This window comes from Ancylomarina sp. 16SWW S1-10-2, assembly GCF_009669305.1.
Taxonomy (GTDB): Bacteria; Bacteroidota; Bacteroidia; order Bacteroidales; family Marinifilaceae; genus Ancylomarina.
The window spans coordinates 147,424-170,730 of sequence record NZ_SADB01000011.1 but is presented as its reverse complement, the minus strand read 5'-3'; the positions used below and the strand labels follow the sequence as shown (position 1 = coordinate 170,730).

Annotated in this window: 17 protein-coding genes; 12 read left to right on the top strand and 5 right to left on the bottom strand. The window is 34.0% G+C overall.

Annotated elements, in window-relative coordinates:
- The first annotated feature begins 242 nt into the window (after window positions 1–242).
- From ruvX to gluP, 6 genes are all read left to right on the top strand, one after another.
- On the top strand, window positions 243–665 hold the full coding sequence (gene ruvX, locus EMN46_RS11245; RefSeq protein WP_154200901.1) for a Holliday junction resolvase RuvX: 423 nt from the start codon (window positions 243–245) through the stop codon (window positions 663–665).
- A gap of 44 nt (window positions 666–709) precedes the next feature.
- Complete coding sequence (gene def / locus EMN46_RS11240; protein WP_154200900.1) at window positions 710–1,264, top strand: peptide deformylase; 555 nt, start codon at window positions 710–712, stop codon at window positions 1,262–1,264.
- 130 nt (window positions 1,265–1,394) lie between these two features.
- On the top strand, window positions 1,395–3,440 hold the full coding sequence (locus EMN46_RS11235; protein ID WP_154200899.1) for a ComEC/Rec2 family competence protein: 2,046 nt from the start codon (window positions 1,395–1,397) through the stop codon (window positions 3,438–3,440).
- A gap of 230 nt (window positions 3,441–3,670) precedes the next feature.
- A complete protein-coding gene (gene trkA, locus EMN46_RS11230; protein ID WP_154200898.1) occupies window positions 3,671–5,011 on the top strand; it encodes a Trk system potassium transporter TrkA in 1,341 nt (446 codons plus the stop codon).
- Between the two features lie 21 nt (window positions 5,012–5,032).
- Window positions 5,033–6,481: a TrkH family potassium uptake protein gene (locus EMN46_RS11225; protein WP_368667529.1), complete on the top strand. Its 1,449-nt coding sequence runs from the start codon at window positions 5,033–5,035 to the stop codon at window positions 6,479–6,481.
- A 433-nt stretch (window positions 6,482–6,914) separates the two neighbouring features.
- Window positions 6,915–8,138, top strand: a complete 1,224-nt coding sequence (gluP, locus tag EMN46_RS11220) for a glucose/galactose MFS transporter (protein WP_229130341.1) — start codon at window positions 6,915–6,917, stop codon at window positions 8,136–8,138.
- A 117-nt stretch (window positions 8,139–8,255) separates the two neighbouring features.
- On the opposite strand, the gene EMN46_RS11215 is transcribed toward gluP, so the two are convergent.
- A complete protein-coding gene (locus EMN46_RS11215) occupies window positions 8,256–9,029 on the bottom strand; it encodes an RNA methyltransferase (RefSeq protein WP_368667528.1) in 774 nt (257 codons plus the stop codon).
- A 206-nt stretch (window positions 9,030–9,235) separates the two neighbouring features.
- Here EMN46_RS11215 and EMN46_RS20430 point away from each other — a divergent pair, with 206 nt between their 5' ends.
- The 6 genes from EMN46_RS20430 (at window position 9,236) to EMN46_RS11185 (ending at window position 19,224) form a co-directional block, all read left to right on the top strand.
- The gene (locus EMN46_RS20430) at window positions 9,236–11,524 is read left to right on the top strand and encodes a BamA/TamA family outer membrane protein (protein WP_154200897.1); all 2,289 of its coding nucleotides are present in this window, start codon (window positions 9,236–9,238) and stop codon (window positions 11,522–11,524) included.
- Window positions 11,525–11,749: 225 nt separating this feature from the next.
- Window positions 11,750–12,826: a class II fructose-bisphosphate aldolase gene (gene fbaA, locus EMN46_RS11205; RefSeq protein ID WP_154200896.1), complete on the top strand. Its 1,077-nt coding sequence runs from the start codon at window positions 11,750–11,752 to the stop codon at window positions 12,824–12,826.
- 156 nt (window positions 12,827–12,982) lie between these two features.
- The gene (locus EMN46_RS11200; protein ID WP_154200895.1) at window positions 12,983–14,344 is read left to right on the top strand and encodes a sodium-dependent transporter; all 1,362 of its coding nucleotides are present in this window, start codon (window positions 12,983–12,985) and stop codon (window positions 14,342–14,344) included.
- Window positions 14,345–14,681: 337 nt separating this feature from the next.
- On the top strand, window positions 14,682–17,234 hold the full coding sequence (locus EMN46_RS11195) for a bifunctional aconitate hydratase 2/2-methylisocitrate dehydratase (RefSeq protein ID WP_154200894.1): 2,553 nt from the start codon (window positions 14,682–14,684) through the stop codon (window positions 17,232–17,234).
- A 199-nt stretch (window positions 17,235–17,433) separates the two neighbouring features.
- Window positions 17,434–18,219 carry an NAD(P)H-binding protein gene (locus tag EMN46_RS11190; protein WP_154200893.1) on the top strand — a complete coding sequence of 262 codons (786 nt, stop codon included), beginning with the start codon at window positions 17,434–17,436 and terminating at the stop codon, window positions 18,217–18,219.
- Between the two features lie 267 nt (window positions 18,220–18,486).
- Window positions 18,487–19,224: a hypothetical protein gene (locus EMN46_RS11185; protein WP_154200892.1), complete on the top strand. Its 738-nt coding sequence runs from the start codon at window positions 18,487–18,489 to the stop codon at window positions 19,222–19,224.
- 241 nt (window positions 19,225–19,465) lie between these two features.
- Here the strand turns inward: EMN46_RS11185 and EMN46_RS11180 are convergent, their stop codons facing one another.
- The 4 genes from EMN46_RS11180 to EMN46_RS11165 form a co-directional block, all read right to left on the bottom strand.
- A complete protein-coding gene (locus tag EMN46_RS11180; RefSeq protein ID WP_154200891.1) occupies window positions 19,466–20,020 on the bottom strand; it encodes a hypothetical protein in 555 nt (184 codons plus the stop codon).
- 103 nt (window positions 20,021–20,123) lie between these two features.
- Window positions 20,124–20,993, bottom strand: a complete 870-nt coding sequence (locus EMN46_RS11175; protein ID WP_154200890.1) for a bifunctional 2-polyprenyl-6-hydroxyphenol methylase/3-demethylubiquinol 3-O-methyltransferase UbiG — start codon at window positions 20,991–20,993, stop codon at window positions 20,124–20,126.
- Between the two features lie 30 nt (window positions 20,994–21,023).
- Window positions 21,024–21,734, bottom strand: a complete 711-nt coding sequence (locus tag EMN46_RS11170; protein WP_154200889.1) for an MgtC/SapB family protein — start codon at window positions 21,732–21,734, stop codon at window positions 21,024–21,026.
- 130 nt (window positions 21,735–21,864) lie between these two features.
- Window positions 21,865–23,280, bottom strand: a complete 1,416-nt coding sequence (locus EMN46_RS11165) for a nodulation protein NfeD (RefSeq protein ID WP_154200888.1) — start codon at window positions 23,278–23,280, stop codon at window positions 21,865–21,867.
- Window positions 23,281–23,307 lie beyond the last annotated feature (27 nt).

Here is a 23,307-nt window from a genome sequence, read left to right as displayed (position 1 = left end):
TCTTCAGAAATTTGGCTTGGCCTGATTTTATTATGACTTTAAGACTAGTGTTTCAAAATAAAATCGAGAAGAACTTAAGTTTTTATGAATTTTTAAAATTTGAAATAAAAGATCTATTTGTCTTTTATTGGCTGTAATTCTAAAGAATATGGTTTAAAATTGTTATTACTAAAAGCTTTATAGTTTATGCTTCCATTAAGTTTTTCTATCTTTGTACATCAAATAAAAAAACGATACGAACTTTGGCACGACTTTTAGCTATAGATTACGGTAGAAAACGAGTAGGATTAGCAGTTAGTGATCCAATGCAGATTATTGCAAATGGTTTGGATACGGTTCATGCTAAAGATGTTTTGGATTACATTCAGAAATATATGGAGACCGAAGAGGTTGAGTGTATTGTGGTTGGACATCCAAAGCAGTTGAATAATGAGGATAGCGAATCGATGAAATATCTGAAGCCTTTTCTTGGACAATTGAAGAAGCGATTTCCAGATACGCCTATCGAAATGGTTGATGAGCGTTTTACATCTGTAATTGCTTTTCAAACGATGATTGATGGTGGTATGACCAAGAAGCAAAGACGCAATAAGGAGGTTATCGATAAAATTAGCGCAACCATTATACTACAATCGTATATGGAAGCTCAAAGAAATATGTTTTAATAAATGATCAACAGGCACTGTTCAGTTGACTTAAGCACAAAATAATGATTTTACCTATTACAATTTACGGACATCCAGTTTTACGAAAAGTAGCAAAGGATATAGATAAGGATTATCCAGATTTGGAGAAGTTTATGGCTGACATGTGGCAAAGCATGTATTTTTCTGATGGTGTTGGTTTAGCAGCTCCACAGGTAGGGCGTTCAATTCGTATGTTTGTGCTCGATTGCTCAAGTTTTGAGGAGGAAGAGCCAGAGTTGAAAGACTTCAAAAAAATGTTTATCAATGCACACATTACAGATCGTAATGGTGAAGAGTGGAGCATGTCTGAAGGGTGTTTAAGTATTCCTAAACTTAACGAAGATGTTATGCGACCAGAAACAATTCGTATTGAATACTACGATGAGAATTGGGAGTTTCATGATGAAGAATATTCTGGCTTTGCAGCTCGAGTTATTCAACATGAGTACGATCATTTAGAAGGTATCTTGTTTACCGATCATTGTTCGCCACTTCGTAAGCGTCTTTTAAAATCGAAGTTAACAGCTATTTCTAAAGGTAAATTTGATGTTAAATACCGATTTACTCTAGCAAAATAAAGTATAGCTTATACACGAAGCGAATACCTATATCATAATTTCAAAATCCTCTTACTCTTCTGAGTTTGAGGATTTTTTTTTGATTAAACCATATTTCTGTATTAACTTATTGTTTGCTAAAAAGATATGGATGTATTTCAGAGAATTTTTACACACGGCGCCTTTTATTCGATTGTTATTCCCTTTTATAATGGGAATAGTTTTGGCTGAATTCTATTCTCTTGATAATTGGATGCTTTACATATCAATTACGTTTTCATTTGTTGCTCTTCTTGTTTATCAATTAATTCCAGCTCTTAGAAAATCGTATGTTTATACTTTTATATTTGGCATTTTTATATTTGTTCTATGTCTAAGTACAGGGGCAATGCGTGTTAATTCTTCAAATGAGAGCATGTTTTTGTCTTCCTTCGATTCAATAACTGCTTTTAAAGGGCTTATAAAACGCAGTCCCGACGAAAAAAATAAATCAATAGCCTGTGTTTTGGATGTAGAGAAGGTTTTCAAAAATAAGATTTGGGAAAAGGATAATGCTCAAGTTTTACTGTATTTGGCTAAGGATTCACTTTCAAAATCATTGTGTATAGGCGATGAGATTTTAGTTTCGTCAAACTTAGAAAGGGTTCGGAATAATGGTAATCCCAACGAATTCGATTACGCAAAATATTTACAACATCGGTATATATTATATTCGACCTATGTAAGAGGGGCAGATTGGGAATTGGTTGAGAAAAATCAAACCTATTCTATAAAGCAAGAAGCTGTTGCTTGGCGACAAAAGCTATTAGATATTTACAAAGAGGCAGGATTGAGAAATGAATCTTACGAAATCTTATCGGCTCTTACTCTTGGTGCTCGCGATGAGGTTTCGGAAGATGTGAAATCGGTTTGGACAGCAGCAGGAGCTACACATGTTTTAGCTGTTTCGGGGCTACATGTTGGAATTATATTTGGAGTGATGCAATTCCTTCTTAGCTTTCTTTCTCGTTCTAAACTCGGTCGCTATATTCGAGCTATTATACTCATTCTTTGTTTGTGGTCGTATGCCTTGCTTACGGGTTTGTCGCCATCGGTAATGCGAGCAGCAAGTATGTTTTCTATTCTCGCTATAGGACTCATGATAAATAGGAAGGGAACGATTTATAATTCTTTGATGATTTCAGCTTGTGCGCTACTTTTGTACGATCCATTTGTATTGTTCGATGTGGGCTTTCAATTTTCATATTTGGCAGTTATTAGCATCGTTTTCTTTCAACCCAAGTTTGAAAAATTGTTAGAGGTAAATTCTTTTATTTTGCGATGGGCTTGGAAATTGTTTACTGTTTCATTGGCTGCTCAAGTGGGAACTTTTCCTTTGTCTGTTTATTACTTTCATCAGTTTCCTTCTTACTTTTTCCTATCTAACTTTGTTATCATTCCGGTGGCAGGCCTATTAATTTATGGATCTGCTTTATTACTAATTTTTTCTGAAATCGATTTTATATCTAAGTGGCTTGCATATTGCTTGCAGCATTTTGTTGAATTTATTCATTCGATGATTTATCAGATTCAAGCTTTGCCTGGAGCTTTAATCGAAAGAATCACATTTTCATCATTTCAAGTTATCTTACTTTATAGTTTGATTATTAGTTTAACTCTAAGTTTTTGGTGGAAAAGAAAGATGGCTCTTTTTGTAAGTCTGTTGATTTTAACTGTTTTTCAACTCGTTAATATTTCAGTTTTCTATCAATCTCGAGAGAGTGAGCTAATTGTATTGAATGCGAATAAACAAACTGTAATTTGCATTAGAGATAGACAAAATATGCTTGTACTGAGTGACACCATATTGAACGAGAAACAGAAAATTCGTTTGGTTTATCCTTATGCTATGGCAAAAGGAGTGAAGCATTATATTTATGATATATTAAAAGCAAATGAGATTCGAGAGATAAATGATAAGAGAATAGCCATATTAGGCAACTCAACCTTGAAAGATGATATTCAGAATTTAGACGTAGATTACTTGGTCTTGAGGAATAATGCCAATGTACGGGGACAAATATTGACAGAATTTAAAGGTTGTGTCGTTGTTAAAGATGCTAGTAATTATTCTAGAAACTATAGAGCAGACACATCTCTTTTGGCTACTAATATTTGGGATACACGTATAAAAGGAGCTTTTCATCTACCATTATAATTTTTTGGTGAAATTATGATATAAATAATGTTTTGAAAGTTCCAAACCTGTAGTGGAATAGGGCTTTCTCTTAGCAAAATGATAATCCTAAAAATCTAAAGCGTATAGAAAGATATAATTTTTTGCATATATGATGTATATTTAAATGATATTGTTTTATTTTGCCGTTTCGTATTTGATTGATAGAAGAAGTTATATTTCTATCAAAAAAGTTCAATTTAAATACCGCTATGAAGATTGTAATTGCTGGAGCAGGCGCAGTAGGAACGCACCTGGCAAAAATGTTTAGTCATCAGGATCATGATATTGTCTTGATTGATAGTGATGAAGAGAAATTGAAATTAATCGATTCTCATTTGGATCTGTTGACTATTGAGGGATCGTGTTCTTCTATTAAAGATCTTAAAAAAGCCAACGCGAAGAATGCCGATTTATTTATTGCTGTTACGGAATCTGAGGAGACGAATATTACTTCGAGTTTACTTGCTAAAAAACTTGGCTCAAAGAGAACAATTGCTCGTATTAATAATCAAGAATATTTAATTCCAGAAAACAAAGAATTTCTTAAGAGTTTAGGTATTGATGAATTTGTATATCCTGAACGATTGGCGGCTAAAGAAGTTATTAACTACTTATCTCGTTCTGGTACGCGTCAGATGTACGAATTTTCAGGTGGAAAATTAGTGCTTTATGGTATTAAAATAAGCAGTAAATCTGTGATTATGGACAAGACCTTATCGGAGGTTTCACAATTAACAGGTGATAATGATTATAGAGCTGTAGCGATTAAACGTGATGGCGAAACCATAATCCCTCGTGGGCATAACCGTTTTATGCGTGGTGATTTGATATTTGTTATCAGTAAGCCTGAGAGCATTGAAAAAGTTATGGACCTTGCAGGTAAACGAAAATACAAGATTAAAAAGGCTATGATTCTTGGTGGTAGTCGTATCGGTTATAAAACGGCTAGTGAATTAGAACATACTTTAAATCTTAAACTTATCGAGATTGATAAGAATAAGAGCATCAAACTTGCAGATTCTCTAGAAAGAGCATTAGTCATCAATGGTGATGGGCGTGATTTAGATCTTCTTCGTGAAGAGGGAATTCAAAAAATGGATGCTTTTGTTGCCGTAACGGGTAACTCTGAAACCAATATTCTTGCTTGTTTGTTAGCAAGTAAAATGGGTGTGAAACGTACGATTGCTGAGGTTGAAAATATTGATTATATCGAATTGGCTGACAGTATTGGTGTTGGTGCCATGATTAATAAAAAGCTTTTAGCTGCTAGTTATATTTATCGATTTACAATGGATGCTGATGTTCAGCATTGTAAATGGTTAACTGTTTTAGATGCTGAGGTTGTTGAACTCGTAGCACAAGCTAATTCTAAAATTACGTTGGATAAGTTGAAAGATATTGACTTTCCTGATGACGCCAATATTGGTGGTATTATTCGTGGTGATGAGGGTCTTATTGCGATGGGTGATACTCAAATTCAAGAAGGTGACAAAGTTGTTGTTTTCACTCTACCTTCAGCTATTAAGAAGGTAGAAAAGATTTTTAAATAGTTTAATACTTGAGCTTAAGCTGTGATTAGGAAAAAAATAATATTTAATATTCTTGGAAAACTGTTGGTCGGAGAAAGTTTTTTTCTTTTTATTTCTCTATTAGTTTCTCTTATCTACCAGGAATCAGATTCTCTGTCTTTTCTTTATTCAAGTTTAATAACTTTTACTGTTGGTTCAGTTAGTTATTTGGCTTCAAAAGGAGTTAAGAAAGAAATGGGAAAACGTGAAGGCTACATTATTGTAAGTCTCGTGTGGGTTGTTTTTTCTATTTTCGGATGTTTACCTTATCTGTTTAGTGGATCTATTTCATCTGTTACCGACGCTTTTTTCGAAACCATGTCGGGCTTTACAACTACAGGATCATCCATTCTGAATAATATTGAAGAATTACCTCATGGGATCCTTTTTTGGCGTTCACTTACCCAATGGTTGGGTGGAATGGGAATTATTGTGATGTTCCTAGCTATACTGCCAACCCTGGGAATTGGAGGTCGTGAGCTTTTTATTGCTGAAGTTCCAGGACCTGCTCCCGATAAATTAACACCTAGAATACGAGAAACGGCTAGACATCTTTGGGGCTTGTATGCTCTTTTTACATTTGTCGAGTGTGTTTTACTGAAACTAGGTGGTATGTCATTTTTCGATGCCATAAATCACTCTTTAACAACAATGGCTACAGGTGGTTATTCAACAAAGCAAGCTAGTGTAGGTTATTTTGATTCTGCATATTTGCAATATGTTATTATTGCCTTCATGTTTATTGCAGGAACGAACTTTACGCTTTCTTATGGATTAGTTTCAGGCCGATTTCGTAAAATATTTAAAGATGAAGAGTTTCGATTTTATTCCTACATCGTTTTATTGTTTACTGCTGTAATTACGATTGGTATTATCTTGACTTCAAATATGGGCTACGAACAAGCTTTTCGTGATTCTTTATTTACAGTTGTTTCTATTATTACAACCACAGGATATGCTACCGCAGATTACTTGTTGTGGATACCATTCCTAGGCATGCTCGTTTTTGTGCTGATGTTTGTTGGAGGTTCTGCTGGTTCAACTGGTGGAGGTGTGAAAGTTGTGAGAATTTTACTCCTATTTAAGAATAGCTTTTATGAATTAAAAAGGTTGATTCATCCCAATGCTGTAATTCCTACGCGTTATAATCAGCGTGTGGTTAGTGAAAGAACGGTAACTAATATTCTTGCCTTTTTTGTTTTTTATATCATTATCGTCATGTTTTCAACTGTGGTAATGTCTTTTTGGAGTCGTGATGTTTTCTCAGCATTAAGTGCTGTAGCAACAACATTGGGAAATATTGGACCAGGATTTAGTGAGATAGGACCAATGGAAAACTTTTCAGCATTACCAGACTTTGCAAAATGGTTTCTTTCATTTTTAATGCTTCTGGGGCGACTTGAACTTTTTACTGTTTTGGTATTGTTTTCACCATCTTTTTGGAAAGAATAGTTTGAAATTACTTTAAGATATAAAAAAAATGCAGCTTTATAAGGTTGCATTTTTTGTGTCTGCTATTATCTAGTTGTTCACCTTCTCTTAGTTGCAATGTATTGAATATGTTGGTTTGTGTTTTGTTGCGTTTTACTATTGGTGTAATTAACTATATTATTTATAAGTGTTTTTGAAGCCACAAATAATTTAACACCTAAGTGTTACTTTTAAATAAAACTTTATAAGTATTGGTGACTTTGAAAAAAACCCTAATATTGTGTCAGAAACTAAAGAGATAACTTATGATAACGAATTATTGGAGTCTAAAGTTATTCGATTTAATATTCGGATTGAATCGAAAAAATATTTCTTAAAATTCACAAACTATTTATATTTTATTAATTCATAATAGTTCATTTTCTTAAATTATTAACCCAATAAGCCTGCAGTTATGACTAACAAACAAGATGTCAATTCACAATCAAAGAATTTTGTAGTCCCATTGATTATTGTAGGAGTGATGTTCTTTGCAATTGGGTTTGCATTAGGAATCAATTCTTATATTATACCTCTTTTAAAAAAGTCGTTGGATATTTCTTCAGCTGAATCATATTTAGTTATTGCAGCAACTTTTTCAGCCTTTTTAATTTTTGGCTATCCAGCTTCTTTAGTCATTGGTAAAATAGGATATAAACGAACAATGGCTTTATCGTTTTTGATGTTTGCTCTTGGTTTTTATCTATTTATTCCTTCGGCTCAAATGGAGAGTTTACCTCTCTTTTTGGTAGCTTCTTTTATAAGTGGAATGGGTAATACTTTTCTTCAAGCTTCTGTAAATCCATATATTACTATATTAGGACCAATGGAAAGTGCTGCAAAACGAATGAGTTATATGGGAATTGCTAATAAATTGGCTTGGCCTATTGCTCCGTTATTTCTAGCACTTATTATTGGAAAAAATGTAGAGAACGTATCACTTACCGATATAAATATTCCATTCTATATTATAATTGGCGTTTTTGTTCTTTTGGGCGTATTAGCATTATTGGCTAAACTACCAGAAGTCAAAGCAGCTGGTGAGGACGAAAATTCTGATGATGTTTGTTTATATGCTGAGAATAAAACTTCTATATGGCAATTTCCACACCTTTTATTAGGGGTAATTGCTCTTTTCTTATACGTAGGCGTTGAAACCGTATCTTTGGGAACCTTGGTTGATTATGCAACTAGTTTGGGGTTACCTAATCCTGAGTATTATGCTTGGATTGCTCCAATAGCTATGGTTATTGGTTATATATGTGGCGTTGTTTTAATTCCTAAATATTTAAGTCAGGCTACAGCCTTAAAAATTTGTGGGTTTACAGCTTTGTTTGGTTCGCTAATGGTCGTATTCTCACCTCAAGATTTATCTATTTATTTTATTGCATTTATAGCCTTAGGTTGTTCATTAATGTGGCCAGCTTTGTGGCCCTTAGCAATGACCGATTTGGGTAAATTTACTAAGGCAGGTTCATCTTTAATGGTTATTGCTATTGTAGGTGGTGCCTTAATTCCAACCGTTTATGGTTTTATGAAAGATGCTGTGGGTGCTCAAGCTGCCTATTGGATCTGTGTTCCATGTTTCCTTTATATTTTATACTATGGTTTTAAAGGGCATAAAATTAGAACTAAATAGGAAGTTTATCCTAAGCATTTAACTTGATAATTAATGAGTTGAATAAAATCCATTTTAGATCCACACTCTAAAATGGACAGGGATTGGAGGTTTTAATAGCCTTCAATCCTTTTTTTTTTATTTTTGAAATTGCCCCCTCCGAAATTCTGAACAAACGATAGAACAAGCAACAGAAACATTCAAAGATTCCGAAGTGGCCTGATCACTTGGAAAATTAGGAATAAAAAGCTTTTTGCTTACCATAGGTTTTAATTCTGAAGAAATACCTTTTCCTTCATTCCCCATAATGATAAAACCTTGAGTGCTAAGTGTACTCGTGTAAATTGTTTCACCTTCTAGGAAAGTACCATAAACAGGAAAATCTTTAGAAACAAATTCTCCTATAAGTTGAGGCAAATCGGTATAAATAACCTTAACACGTGATAAAGCTCCCATGGTTGCCTGAATCACTTTGGGGTTATATAAATCGACCGTGTTTTTTGAACAGAAAATATATTGGATACCAAACCAATCTGCTATTCTTATAATTGTTCCTAAATTACCTGGATCTTGAACATCATCAAGTAAAATAGAAAGTGAATGACTAATTTCAGTATTATTGATGTTTGAGTTTGGTATTTTAAATACGCCAATTAAATCTGAGGGTGTTTTTAGACTGCTGATTTTCTTAAGATCAGAAGGTTCACATTCAATTAGCTCTAATTCTGTTTTGTGCTTAGGTAATTGATTTGTGTTAGCCTGTTTAGTGTGAATGATATATTTCGACTCTAGTTCTGATTCTAACAAGTCGGAGACTAGTTTATAACCTTCAGCAACAAAAAGCTGATGTTGATCTCTAAATTTCTTTTTCTGTAAACTACTAATGAGTTTGATTTGATTTTTTGAAAGCACAATATTTAGATTGAATTTTTATCTTTGAGAATATTAATTAGGTAAATTGTTCCATAAGATAAGTACCTTTGTAAAATTCATAACTAAATAATACAATACGCTACTTGAAACCTAATCATAAATACAAAAATAGTTATTTTTTTCTATCTATAGTCTTAGCTCTGTTTATAGTTAGTGGGGTTGTTTCTTGTTCCACTACTAAATATGTGGGAGAGAATGAATATCTTTTAAGTAAGGCAAGTATTAAAATTGATAATAAGAATATTTCCTCTAGTGGACTTAGTAGTAATATTAAACAAAAACCTAATATTAAGATACTTGGATTCTGGAAATTCCATTTGGGTTTGTATAACCTTTCGGGGAAGAATAAGGATAAAGGAATTAATAAATGGTTAAGTCGTATTGGTGAAGAACCGGTTATTTACGAAGATTATCAAACCAATAGATCTAAATTGCAGCTTGGTATATATTTAAGAAAAAGAGGATACTACAATGCCATAATTGAGGATACCGTTATTTTTCGCAAAAAGAAGGCTAAATTAAAGTTCAAGATTACAGCAGGTGAACCTTATCGATATAGAAATATTTACGATGAGAAATCTGACTTGCCTCATAATTTTATGTCTTATTATCAATCTGATAAAGAAATTAGTGATAGCTCTTTAATTAGACAATATTTGGTGCTTGATTCAGTAAATAGTAATATTAGAGTTGGTGCTAATGTTGACGCTGATGTTTTGAGTAAAGAACGAGATCGTATTGCAATTTTGATGAAGAATAAGGGCTATTTCAACTTCTCAAAGGAGTATATTCATTTTATGATGGATAGCCTAGATAAGGACCATCAGATGGATGTTTTTGTAGGAATTAAAAAACCAAAATCTTCTAGTGTTGAACGTAAATATCGTATTAGAAGTATTATTGTAAATTCGGATTACGATCCCAAACCTATTTTAAGGAATGACTCAGTTTATTTGAATAAACTGGATACATTGGTCTATGAGAATTGTAAATTCATCTATACTAAGAAATTGAATATTAAACCTGACGTTATTATAAATTCATTGGGCTTTCAACCTGGTAGTTTATATAATCTGTCTGATGTTGAATATTCGTATAAAATGTTACAAGCCTTAAATCAGTATAAGTTTGTTAATATTCGATTTGAAGTTGATACAGATTCTGAAAACGCTAAAGAAGGAAATCTGAATTGCTTTGTTCAGTTATCACCATTTAAAAAGCAATCATATGTAATTGAGGTAGAAGGTACAAATTCATCTGGCAATATAGGATTTGCTGGGAAACTGAATTATCAGCACAAAAATTTGTTGCGTGGTGCTGAGGTCCTTGATGTTCGTTTTTCAAGTGCTACTGAAAGTGTGAGATCGAATGATAATAAAAACTTCTTTTCTAGAGAGTATGGTGGGGAAATTAGCCTAAGTACCCCTAAGTTTATATTGCCATTTTTTAATGCAAATGGGTTTAGAAAAAAATACAATCCTACCTCAAAATTATCATTATCATATAGCTATCAAAAGCGTCCGGATTATGTTAGAACACAGGCTGATGCGAGTTTTGGTTATAATTGGAAATCATCTAAATATCTTACTCATAAACTAAATTTAATTGAATTGAGTTTTGTTGAGGTAAACAATCTGAGTCAAGATTTCATCGACGATATCACTAACTTGTATATTGCAAATTCATTTACCGATCATATTATATCAACAACACGTTATTCCTTGGTTTATAATAATCAGAATTTAAATAAATTAGGTAGTTATAGTTATTTGCGTTTCAATTTTGAGACTGCAGGAAATACGCTTAAAGCTATCGATCAGCTTTTGGGTTCTAAAAAGAACTATGACTACGATGACAATGGAGAGCTTGAAGGAACTTATTATGACCTCTTGGGAATTAGGTATGCTCAGTACTTAAAAGTTGACATTGATTATCGGTACAACAAGTATTTTAATAGGGCGAATTCATTGGTAGGACGTTTTTTTATGGGTTTAGGATATGCATATGATAATCTTGAGGTTTTGCCCTTTGAAAAAAGTTATTTTTCTGGTGGAGCAAATGGTATACGAGCTTGGCAAGTTCGATCTTTAGGACCAGGTTCTTATTCAAATGATGAAGCTGTATATCCTAATAACACTGCCGATTTTAAGTTAGAAGGAAATTTAGAATACCGGTTTAAGTTGATTTGGAAGTTTGAAGGTGCCATGTTTTTAGATGCTGGTAATATTTGGGCAATTTCGCCTAAAGATAATCGTGTAGGTGCAAAATTAACGATGAAAGATTTTTATAAGGAGATTGCTATTGGAACGGGAATTGGTACTCGTGTCGATCTTAATTTTATTCTCTTTAGATTAGATTTAGGACTTAAATTAAGAGATCCATCTTTAGCTACTGACAAGAGATGGATTATAGGAAATCGTGCATTTAAGTTCTCTCAGTTAACTTATAATATAGGTATTGGTTATCCATTTTAAATTGCATTCGTTTGCGGATTTTCTTCATGAAAAAAAAGGAGGCTAAATTTATAATTTATTCTTAACTTCGTACTTAAATTAGGATGTTATCTAGTGATTACGACTAGATTTTCATGTTTATATAACTATTTAATTAATATAGATTATTGGTTTTTTTCATTCGTTAAGATTGTTAATATTCCGCTCAAAGTTTTATTGGGTTAATCTTATAAAAAATTATCACATATGAAAAAAGTTTTAGAAGTAGTTAAGCCAGGTGTAATCACGGGTGACGATGTACAAAAAGTATTTCAAATTGCTAAACAAGAAGGATTCGCTCTTCCAGCAGTAAATGTTGTAAACACGAATTCAATTAATGCGGCATTAGAAGCTGCACGTGAAGTTAACTCTCCTATTATTATTCAGTTTTCAAATGGTGGAGCTTCTTTCTTTTCTGGAAAAGGAATTGCAGGTACTGGACAAGAACCTGCTATTATAGGTGCTATTGCTGGTGCTAAGTATGTTCATACTGTAGCTGAACATTATGGTGTTCCAGTTATTTTGCATACTGATCATGCTGCTAAAAAATTATTACCTTGGATTGACGGTCTTTTGACTGCGGGTGAGGAATTTTTTGCACAAACAGGAAAACCTCTTTTTAGCTCACATATGTTAGATCTTTCTGAAGAAACTTTAGAAGAAAATATTAGTACTTGTGCTAAATATTTAGAACGTATGAGCAAAATTGGTATGACTCTTGAAATTGAGCTTGGTTGCACAGGTGGAGAAGAAGATGGTGTTGATAATACAGACATGGATAATTCTTTATTATATACTCAGCCTGCTGATGTTGCTTTGGCTTATGAGACTTTATTAAAAGTATCTCCACGTTTTACTATTGCAGCTTCTTTTGGTAACGTACATGGTGTGTACAAGCCAGGTAATGTTGTTTTAACTCCTAAGATTCTTTTAAATTCTCAGTCATTTATTTCTGAGAAATATGGTGTTGCTAAAAATACTGTTGATTTAGTATTCCATGGTGGATCAGGTTCATCTTTAGAAGAAATTCGTGAAGCTATTTCTTACGGTGTTATTAAAATGAATATCGATACTGATACTCAGTGGGCATGTTGGGATGGCGTACGTAAGTATGAAGCTAAAAACCATGATTACCTACAAGGACAGATTGGTAACCCGGATGGTGCAGAAAAACCTAACAAGAAATATTATGACCCACGTAAATGGTTACGTGAAGCAGAGGTTTCAATAAAAGATCGTTTGGTTATTGCTTTTAACGACTTAAACGCCGTTGGACGTAACTAATACGATTCAAATATAGATTTTAAAAACCCAGATTTTATCTGGGTTTTTTTTGTGCCTAAAAATATTCGTTATTAAATAACTTGTCAGATTTTGAGAATTTGTTTCCTTTATAAGCTAATTAGTCAAACCTAGATGAATTAACTCCCTCAATATTATATGAAGTCTGATAAATCACCCCAAGTAAGAGATGTGTTTTCGAGTAAAATGGGCGTTATTGCCGCTGCAGCAGGTTCGGCTGTAGGTTTAGGAAATATATGGAAGTTCCCATACATAACTGGCGTTTATGGTGGAGCCGCTTTTCTCTTCGTTTATCTTGGTTTTATTGCACTTATCGGATTACCTATTATGCTTTCGGAGTTTATGATTGGTCGAAAATCTCGATCGAATGTATTTGGCGCATTTAAGAATTTAGCTCCTAATTCACCTTGGAGATTAGTAGGTATTTTAGGTGTTGCTGCAGCTATTATGATATTCTCCTTTTATGGGGTTGTAGCGGGTTGGAGCATCGATTATATTGTGAAATCTGTTACTGATAGTTTTGCAACTAAGAGCCCTGATGAATTGGGTTCTATGTTTACACACTTTATAGAAAATCCATGGCTCCCTATTTTCTACCAACTTTTGTTTATGGTCATGACTATGGCAATTGTTATTATTGGGGTAAAAGATGGTATAGAGAAGTATGCAAAAATATTGATGCCTATTCTGGTTTTAATTATTATTGTTTTAGATATTAGATCTGTTACTTTGGAGGGAGCAAGTGAAGGCTTAAATTTTCTTTTTCGTCCTGATTTCTCAAAATTGACTGCGGATGGTGTATTAAGCGCATTAGGTCATGCTTTTTTTTCATTGAGTTTGGGAATGGGAACTCTAATTACATATGGTTCTTATATTGGGAATAATAATAATCTTGCCAAAACGGCTTTGCAGGTGACTATAGCAGATACGCTAATTGCGATTCTTGCTGGTATTGCTATTTTTCCGGCTGTTTTTGCCTTCGGCATTGAACCTAGTAGTGGTCCTGGACTCGTATTTATAACCCTGCCTAATGTTTTTCAACAAATGCCGGGTGGCTTTTTCTTTTCAATCCTATTTTTTATCCTACTGACCGTTGCTGCTCTAACATCATCAATCTCTATTCTCGAAGTCGTTGTAGCTTATTTTGGCGAAGAGTTAAAGATTAAACGTAAACCTGCAACCATTCTAGCAACTGTAATGATTGCAATAGTTGGCGTGTTTTGTTCCCTTTCAATGGGTTTATTAAAAGAGTATACTTTATTTGGTCTGAATTTGTTTGATCTTTTAGATTGGATTTCAGCTAATATGCTATTACCATTAGGAGGTCTGTTTATATCCTTATTTATTGGTTGGTTTTGGGGACGTAAAAAGGTTGAAGAGGAGTTGGCAAAAGGCGCAAAACTTACTCATGCATTAATTTCTACTCTAATCTTTGTTCTTAAATTTATTGCACCAGCTGCCATTGCAATTGTATTCTTAAATGGTTTAGGCTTTTTTTAAAATCGAACTTCTTGTTTGTAAATAATATTGTTGTTTTATTCCCTGTTGTTGATGTATATATTGTTCAGTTTGTATCTTCATGAAATCTAAAATTGATCGTGTTTATATTACTTTGTGTTTTTAGACTTGACTATTTCTTATGATTCGACTCGACTTCCCATTTTATTGAGTTTCGGTTGGGATTGTAGGGTTGTTTTATGTTTTTAAACATATTACGAAACACGACTTTTTCTTAATCGTGTAAATGGAAAAACTCTATGTTTGTTGTGGATAAAGACATAATTTTTTATTCTAAATACGAAGGTTACGAAACTAACATAACCGTATCAACAGACACATGATTGACGCATACTTAAAACACGAAAAAGCCCGTGCTACCAAGGGTATCCCGGCTTTACCATTGAATGCAGAACAGACTGCAGATCTTTGCGAACTATTGCAAAATCCTACTCAAGGAACAGAGGATTTTTTATTGCATTTATTCAAAGAAAGAATCGCTCCTGGAGTTGATGATTCAACGAAAGTAAAAGCTGAATTCTTAGGAAAACTTTTAAAAGGAGAATTGAGTTCCCCAATTATCTCAAAATCTGAAGCAATTCAAGTTTTAGGAACTATGATGGGGGGATATAATGTAAGCGTTTTAGTTGAAGCTTTACAAGATAAAGTTTTGGCTGAGGAGGCTGCACAAGCTCTTAAAGGAATTATCCTAGTTTATGATTCTTTCGAAAAAATAGTAGAACTCGCTAAGAATAATGCTGCTGCTAAAAGTGTAATTGAATCGTGGGCAAACGCTGAGTGGTTTACGACTCGCGAAGAATTGCCTGAAGAAATCAAGCTTAAAGTTTATAAAGTAGAAGGTGAAATCAATACTGATGATTTTTCTCCTGCATCTCAGGCATTTACCCGTCCGGATATTCCATTGCACGCTTTAGCTATGGGGGCTGGTCGTTTCGAAGATGGTATTGAAACGATTGCCGGATGGAGAAAAGAAGGTCACAAAGTTGCTTTCGTAGGTGACGTTGTAGGTACTGGTTCTTCTCGTAAGTCAGCTGCTAACTCATTGCTATGGCACATTGGTGAGGATATTCCATGTGTACCCAACAAGCGTACTGCTGGTGTGGTAATTGGTGGTGCTATTGCTCCAATTTTCTATAATACAACCCAAGATTCAGGTGGGTTACCAATCATAACTGATGTTTCTGCTTTAAATACGGGTGATGAAATTATCATCAATAATGTAAAAGGTGAAATTACGCGTAATGGCGAAGTGGTTTGTACTTATTCTTTAAGTCCAGATACTTTAACTGATGAGTATCGAGCTGGTGGTCGTATTCCATTGATAATTGGAAAAGCTTTAACTGAGAAATCTCGTGCCGCATTAGGAATGCCTGCTGCTAATATCTTTACCGTTGCGAATAACCCACAGCCTAAAGCAAATCAGGGATATTCAATGGCTCAAAAATTGATTGGTAAAGCTTGTGGTGTTGAAGGCGTATTGCCAGGAACATCATGTGCTCCTAAGATGACTACTGTTGGATCTCAGGATACAACAGGTCCTATGACTCGTGATGAACTTAAAGAGTTGGCATGTTTGAAGTTCGAAGCGCCAATGTTTATGCAATCTTTTTGTCATACTGCTGCTTATCCAAAAGCTACCGATATAGCAATGCACAAAAGCTTACCTAAGTTTGTGTCAGAACGTAAAGGTGTACCTTTGAAGCAAGGTGATGGTGTAATTCACTCTTGGTTGAATCGTTTATTAGTTCCTGATACTGTTGGTACAGGTGGAGACTCACATACTCGTTTCCCATTGGGTATTTCATTCCCTGCTGGTTCTGGTTTAGTTGCTTTTGCTGGTGCTTTAGGTTTTATGCCTTTGGATATGCCAGAATCGGTATTAATCAAATTCAAAGGTAAGCTTAACCCAGGTATCACTTTGCGTGATGTGGTCAACTCAATTCCTTATTTTGCGATTCAAAACGGACAGTTAACTGTTCCTAAAAAGAATAAAATCAATATTTTCAATGGAAAGATTATTGAGATGGAAGGTCTTGATGATATTACTGTTGAACAAGCTTTCGAATTAACCGATGCAACTGCTGAGCGTTCTGCTGCTGCTGGTTGTATTAAGTTATCGGAAGAGCGTGTTGTTGAGTATGTGAAATCTAACGTTGCCTTGATGGAATCAATGATCAAGATGGGTTATGATGATGCTCAAACGATTCAGAACCGTATAGATGCTTGTAATGAGTGGTTGGCTAATCCAGTATTAATTTCAAGAGATGAAAATGCTGAATATGCTGCAACGATAGAGATTGATCTTTCTGACATTCATGAACCTATTCTTTGTTGTCCTAACGATCCTGATGATGTAAAACTTCTTTCTGAAGTTCAGAATACTGAGATTCAGGATGTATTCATTGGTTCTTGTATGACAAATATTGGTCACTTTCGTGCTTGTGAGAAAATTTGGAGTGGTTTAACGCCATCAAATAAAGTAAGGACTTATATCGCACCTCCAACTCGTATGGATCAGTCTGTATTGAAAGCAGAAGCAACTTTCTCAACTTTTTCTCAGCTAGGTGTTCGTATCGAGACGCCTGGATGTTCACTATGTATGGGTAACCAACTACGTGTGCCAGATAAGTCAAATGTCTATTCAACATCAACTCGTAACTTCAATAACCGTATGGGTACTGGAGCTCAAGTTTATTTGGGATCTGCAGAACTTGGTGCTCTTGTTTCAGTTTTAGGAAAATTACCAACTCCTGCTGAGTATATGGAAGTTTACAATGATAAAATTGCTGCTCACAAAGAGGAGATATATAAATATATGCAGTTCGATAAAATAGATTTGGAGGATTCTCTATATCAACGTCGTGATCTGTAAGTAATTTGTGATTATTGATTTGTAATTAATAATTGTAAATCACTAATTGATAATTGAGTTCTGATATGGACAAGCTCAAAACTTGAACCCAATCAAAGCCGAAGATTTATTCTTCGGCTTTTTTATTTTAATAAAGATGATGAATTCAAGAATTTTATAAATCTTTGTTTAAAGCTATCATATTTAAAATAGTCTATTCATGTATAAATCTAATTTGAAATTTATAAGTGTTTTGTCATGCGGTTGGTTAGGGGAATCTTTAGCCGTAAATCTGCTAGAAAAGGGTTTTCAAGTAAAAGGATCTACTACCAGCTTAGCTAAAAAAGAACGCTTATCAGAAAAAGGAATCGAAGCTTTTCAGTTGAGGTTTGAAGACTTGAATGATGAGATGATAGCTTTTCTTAATTCAGATATTCTAGTTTTAAACCTGACCATAAAAGATATTGAGCTCTACAAACAATTCTTACCTGTATTAGAACAATCACCTATTAAGAAGTTGATCTTGATTAGTTCAACAGGTGTTTATAAGAATTCTGAGAAGCCAGTTGATGAAAATTCTGAATTGAGTGAATCTCCCTGGGTTGCTATTGAGAACTTAATGAAGGGAAATACGAATTATCAAACGACTATTCTAAGATTTTCGGGTTTGTTTGGCGGAGACAGAAAACCAGGTAATTTCTTGTCTGGAAGGAAAGTGAAAAATGCAGATGTGCCTGTGAATCTTATTCATCGTGATGATTGTATACAAATTATCAATGAAATTATTGAGCAGGATATGTGGAATGAGGTTTTTAATTGTACAGCTGATACACATCCATCAAAGAGGGTGTTTTATACGAAAGCTGCCGATGTGATTGGAGTTGAACGTCCAATTTTCGATGAAGAGGAGGGTGTCAATTCTTCTTTTAAACTCATCACAAATGAGAAGCTTAAAAGAAGATTGAATTACCAGTTTATTCATTCAGACCTATTGCATAGCCTGTGATTTAAATACTTTAATTCGGCGTAATAGACAAAATGGTTGGTAAATCTTCCGCTAAGCTTAGGTTTTATTAGCTTTAAAGCAAATCAAAGGTTATGAATAAAAAAATGCTTTTTTTGCAATAGTTCAATTACGAGAAAACATGGTGTTCGTAATAACAGACAACGCTATAAATGTTTAGCTTGTAATAGATATTTTATTGGTGGTGAAAAATTCAATTCTAAAGATATTTGGGAGGATTATACTAAAGGGAAACAGACTTATCTACAGTTGTCAAAAAAGTACAATTGTTCTATACGAACCATCCAACGAAAAATAGATTCATATCAAGTTATTATTCCTGGAAAAGAATCTAGAGTGGTTGTCGTTTTGATGGATACAACATATTGGGGAAAGAACTTTGGCGTAATGCTTTTTAAAGATTTTTATACCAAAGAAAACCTACTAAAATACTATGTGAAATCAGAAACTAATTCTTTGTACATCCAAGGGGTAAATGAATTGCAATCCAAGGGATTTAGAGTTGCAGCTATTATTTGTGATGGTCGTAGAGGATTATTGCAGTCTTTTGGTAAAATTCCTGTTCAAATGTGTCAATTTCATCAAGTAGCCATCATTCGTAGATACATAACTAAAAAAACCAAACTACCCGCAGCTATTGAACTGAAAGAATTTGTTGCAATGATGAAAATGACAGATAAAGAATCATTTGAAGGTGGATTAAAATTATGGCATACCAAATGGGAATCATTTCTAAATGAGCGAACAAGTAATCCTGAAACAGGAAAAAGTCATTACACTCACAAACGATTAAGAAGTGCCTACAGAAGTCTTAAAACTAACACTGAATGGCTTTTTACATGGTATAATAACATGGAGTTAAAAATGCCGAATACCACAAGTGCAATAGAGGGACATTTTGCAGATTTAAAGAACAAACTCAGAAATCATAATGGTCTTACTTTAAAAAGAAAAATGAAGTTTATTGATGAGTTTTTAAAGGCATAAAGACTTCGGAAAAAATATAAGGAATTCCATTTTTGAACTCCTTATATTTGACTTTTTCGTCAGTCATCAAGTATATCCCTGACAGGTTGCTCTCCAGCATAGCCTGCTTTTGTTTAACTTGATAAATCAAATGTAATTAACTTGAATTTACAAACGAAAATGAAGAGCAAAAATACAGCAACCATTTTGTCCACTTGAAATGTTTTACTTAAAAAGTGCAACCATTTTGTCTATTACACCTTTAATTCATAAATTCAGAATCTTTTGTTCTAGGGTAGTCATCAACAATCTCGGGAACTGCAAAAGGCTGACCTGATTCTTGTTTCAATCGCCAGCATTTTCCATAAACTGACGTATAATAAATATCGATAGTTATTTTGGATTTCTGTTTATATATTTTTTTTATTAGCTCAACATCATTGATACTAAACATGATAACGTTTTCACAAGATCTAATAACCCTATTGTTAATCATGCTTCTGCTTAAACTATTGCCTTTTTGACCGCTAATAGAGCTTATAATATCATCCCAGGTTTTGTATGCTTTCCCATCTATAGATATTTCGACATATTTAATAATAGCTGGTCCCACGCCATCATTTTTTAACTGATACTGGTATATATTGGAGCTCGTACTTCGAGCAATAAATAGTCTTGGCCAGACAGCAGCCTGTTGCTGTTCTTGCATGATTTCGGTTTGTTTCTTTAAGACTTGGGTCTGGTAAATTGAAACAAAAAAGGCACAAAAACTAATAAATATGGCTGTGTAGGTAAGTATCGTATTTAAACGTTTCATTATTAATTATTTTTTTAAACTTAACATTTTATCAATTTCGAAGTTAAAACAATAATTGAAATATTTATTAGGATAAAAAAGTTATTATTCTTATTAAGAATTCCTATAAAGGCTTTTGAGCGATCATAGCAATCCATGAACTTTTAACGTCATAAGGTTTTCCACACAGGTCGCTCCAAAAATCCTTAAGATCAAATTGATGTTGTTTCATCATTTCTTGGGCACGCTTAAGAGAGAAGTAATGCTTCCAGATATGATAATTCTGCATTCGTCCATCATTCATGATCAAGGTGTATTTTTCTAATCGAACTTTCTCTTTCTTGTACTTGATATGTTCATGTAGAAGCAGATGTTCTTCCTCTTTCCAAAAGCCTTCTTCCTGACTGACATACCAGCTTTGATTTTCGTGTCCTTTTTTAAAGTATTCTCTGGTAAATAAATCGAAAATAAGGTAGCCTCCAGGTTTAAGAGCCTTTCGAACCTTAGTTAAAAGCAAATCTCTGTCTTGATGAGAAAGCACACATAAATCACCGTAAATAAGCGTAATCACATCGAATTCATTGGTGTAGTCTATCTCTAGGTAATTTTGACAGATGTATTCAATATCGTATTGTGAGGCTTTCGCTTCTTCTTTGGCATAGTCAATAGAATTTTGTGAGAAATCGATACCTGTTACCTTGAAACCTTGACCATGGAAATGCTCGCTATATAAACCTGGTCCGCAACCCAAATCGAGTAATCGAGATCCATTGGGCATACTCATATACTCCGATAGCCATAAGACCGATTTAATCACAGTTTCGTATTTTCTTGAACCTTCATCACTTTCATCATCTAAATGAGCGTAAAGAATATGTTCCGAAATGTATGGATCTTGCCAAAAGTTGACTTTATCTTTAGTGAAAAGCTTTGGTTTTTTTGTAATACTTTCCAGTTGGGAAAAATCAAGTTTCCCATTATTTATTAGGTTCATATAGAGTTTGAGTAAGTATTGTTTTATTTCTTAAACGATTTGTTGTAGTTTAACTTTCTGAACGCCTTCAATAGCACCAATTTCTTCAGAAAGCTTATTGATTTTTACCTTTTCTTTAATTTGAATAACAAAGTAAAGATTGGTACGTTTTTCATCAAATGATTGTTCAATATCTATGGTTTGGACATTCACCTGGTTCTTTTTTAGAAGAGTTAAAATAGGATCCGTTTTAAGTTCAAAACCAACTGCTGAATAAACATGTAAATGTTTGATGGATTTAGCTGGAAACATCCATTTTTCGAAGATATTAAGAAAGGAAAGAGCGAAAAGGAGTATGCCTGCAGCAATAGCGGTTGCCAAATACATACCTGCACCTATGGCTAAGCCAATAGCCGCAATTACCCAGATTGAAGCAGCGGTTGTAAGACCTTTTACGTTGAATCCAAACTTCATAATTGCACCTGCTCCTAGAAAACCAATACCTGAAACAACTTGTGCGGCAAGTCGAGCAGGATCGGCAGGGCTATATTGAGTAAAAGTTTGTGGAATGTAGATAGAAAGCAGCATAATAAGAGTTGCACCCAAACTAATAAGAACATGGGTACGTAAACCAGCTGGTTGTTTATGATATTCTCGTTCAATACCTACAATAACACTCACAGCCAAACTGAGTAGCATTCGAAAAGCTACTGTTCCGGTTGTGATTGTTTTCTCATTTATTATTTCTTCGAATAATGACATATTGTATTATTTGGTTCGCAAAGATAGAGATTAAGGCTAAAGTGTCAAGTAATAAATTTAAAGGTTAAAGTGAAAAAAATTAGTGAAGCCTGCCAAAACACCATTCTCCTGATATCTTTTCACTCATTGATTATTCATTATTAGCTTTCATGACATAAACTTGCCCTGTTTCGTAACGAAGAACAATAATTTCAGTTCCCTTATTTATAAAGCCGTCTTCCGATTTTGCATCGTAAATTTCTTCATTAATAATAATTTTACCCGATGGACGAAGATCGGTTCCACAAATTCCCTTTTGACCTACAAGTGATTTTGGACTCATATCTACACCAATATAGCCTTCTTCAATTTTACCTTCGGTCTTAAGTGCCAATCTTCCAAGATATCCTTTCCCGGCAAAGAGTCTTTTACTCAGGTTTATGGATATGATAATAGAGGAGAGCATTGAGAAGGTGACCAGAAGAATTGCACCTAAAAGTGCTTTAATATGACGAGGTTCAAATTCAAGATTCACATTGTCAATCAAACTTAAGCTTAGTCCTGATATAATAAGAACAATACCAGAAACACCTGCAACACCAAAACCTGGAATCACAAATACTTCGACCCCAATGAGGGCGACTCCTACGATGAAAAGAATGATTTCCCAATTAGCAGCCAAACCTTCTAGGTATAAAGGTGAAAAGTATAGGAATGCTCCAATTATCGCTATAATCAAAGGAAATCCTATTCCTGGAGATTGTAACTCAAAATAAATTCCCCCGATGATAAGCATGATAAACAGGCCTTGAAACATAGGATTCAACATAAAATCCACAAGTTTTTCGATACCTGAAGGCTCATATTTTTTAATCACATAGTCTTCTACTTTCAATTGCTTTAAAACTTCTTCAACAGAGTTGGCAATACCTTCACAATATCCATTTTTAATGGCTTCGTTTGGGGTAAAGGTTAAAACTTTACCCGTATCAATTACGTTTTTAATATAAGTGCGGGGATCAACCATAGCTTCAGCTATAAGTGGATCTCTTTTCCATTTCACGATCGTATCTCCATTCTGAATCAAAGTATCCTTTCCATGCGATTCTGCTGTAGCTCGCATAGTCGATCTCATGTAAGATTGATACTTATCGGGCATAGCTTCGCCTGTTTGGTTTACAACGGTAGCAGCTCCAATATTAGCTCCTGTTCGCATATAAATACCATCGCATGCAATTGAAATAAGTGCTCCTGCTGATGCGGCATTATTATCGATATAGACATAAACTGGTTTTTCACTATTAAGAATAGCAGTCCTAATGGAATCTGCATCAACCACAGCTCCTCCATAGGTATTCATGTGAATTAGGAATATATCCGCATTCCATGCTTTAGCTTCAGCAAATGCATCTTTAGTTTGTCGCCAAACAGGAGGTCCTATTTCTTGTTTTATATCAAACTTATAAACCTTTACTTTTAATACGTCCAAACTATCGTTAGTTTTTTGCGAGAATGAAACTAAAGGAATGATAAGAGCGAGAAGTAAACAGAATAAACGATTTTTCATATTTAGTCGAAATTGAATTTCATAAAT

Excerpts from the sequence above, each read along its gene's own strand:
- def (WP_154200900.1), top strand. The coding sequence starts at position 710 with ATGATTTTACCTATTACAATTTACGGACATCCAGTTTTACGAAAAGTA.
- EMN46_RS11235 (WP_154200899.1), top strand. The coding sequence starts at position 1,395 with ATGTATTTCAGAGAATTTTTACACACGGCGCCTTTTATTCGATTGTTA.
- trkA (WP_154200898.1), top strand. The coding sequence starts at position 3,671 with ATGAAGATTGTAATTGCTGGAGCAGGCGCAGTAGGAACGCACCTGGCA.
- gluP (WP_229130341.1), top strand. The coding sequence starts at position 6,915 with ATGACTAACAAACAAGATGTCAATTCACAATCAAAGAATTTTGTAGTC.
- fbaA (WP_154200896.1), top strand. The coding sequence starts at position 11,750 with ATGAAAAAAGTTTTAGAAGTAGTTAAGCCAGGTGTAATCACGGGTGAC.
- EMN46_RS11200 (WP_154200895.1), top strand. The coding sequence starts at position 12,983 with ATGAAGTCTGATAAATCACCCCAAGTAAGAGATGTGTTTTCGAGTAAA.
- EMN46_RS11195 (WP_154200894.1), top strand. The coding sequence starts at position 14,682 with ATGATTGACGCATACTTAAAACACGAAAAAGCCCGTGCTACCAAGGGT.
- EMN46_RS11190 (WP_154200893.1), top strand. The coding sequence starts at position 17,434 with ATGTATAAATCTAATTTGAAATTTATAAGTGTTTTGTCATGCGGTTGG.
- EMN46_RS11180 (WP_154200891.1), bottom strand. The coding sequence starts at position 20,020 with ATGAAACGTTTAAATACGATACTTACCTACACAGCCATATTTATTAGT.
- EMN46_RS11175 (WP_154200890.1), bottom strand. The coding sequence starts at position 20,993 with ATGAACCTAATAAATAATGGGAAACTTGATTTTTCCCAACTGGAAAGT.
- EMN46_RS11170 (WP_154200889.1), bottom strand. The coding sequence starts at position 21,734 with ATGTCATTATTCGAAGAAATAATAAATGAGAAAACAATCACAACCGGA.
- EMN46_RS11165 (WP_154200888.1), bottom strand. The coding sequence starts at position 23,280 with ATGAAAAATCGTTTATTCTGTTTACTTCTCGCTCTTATCATTCCTTTA.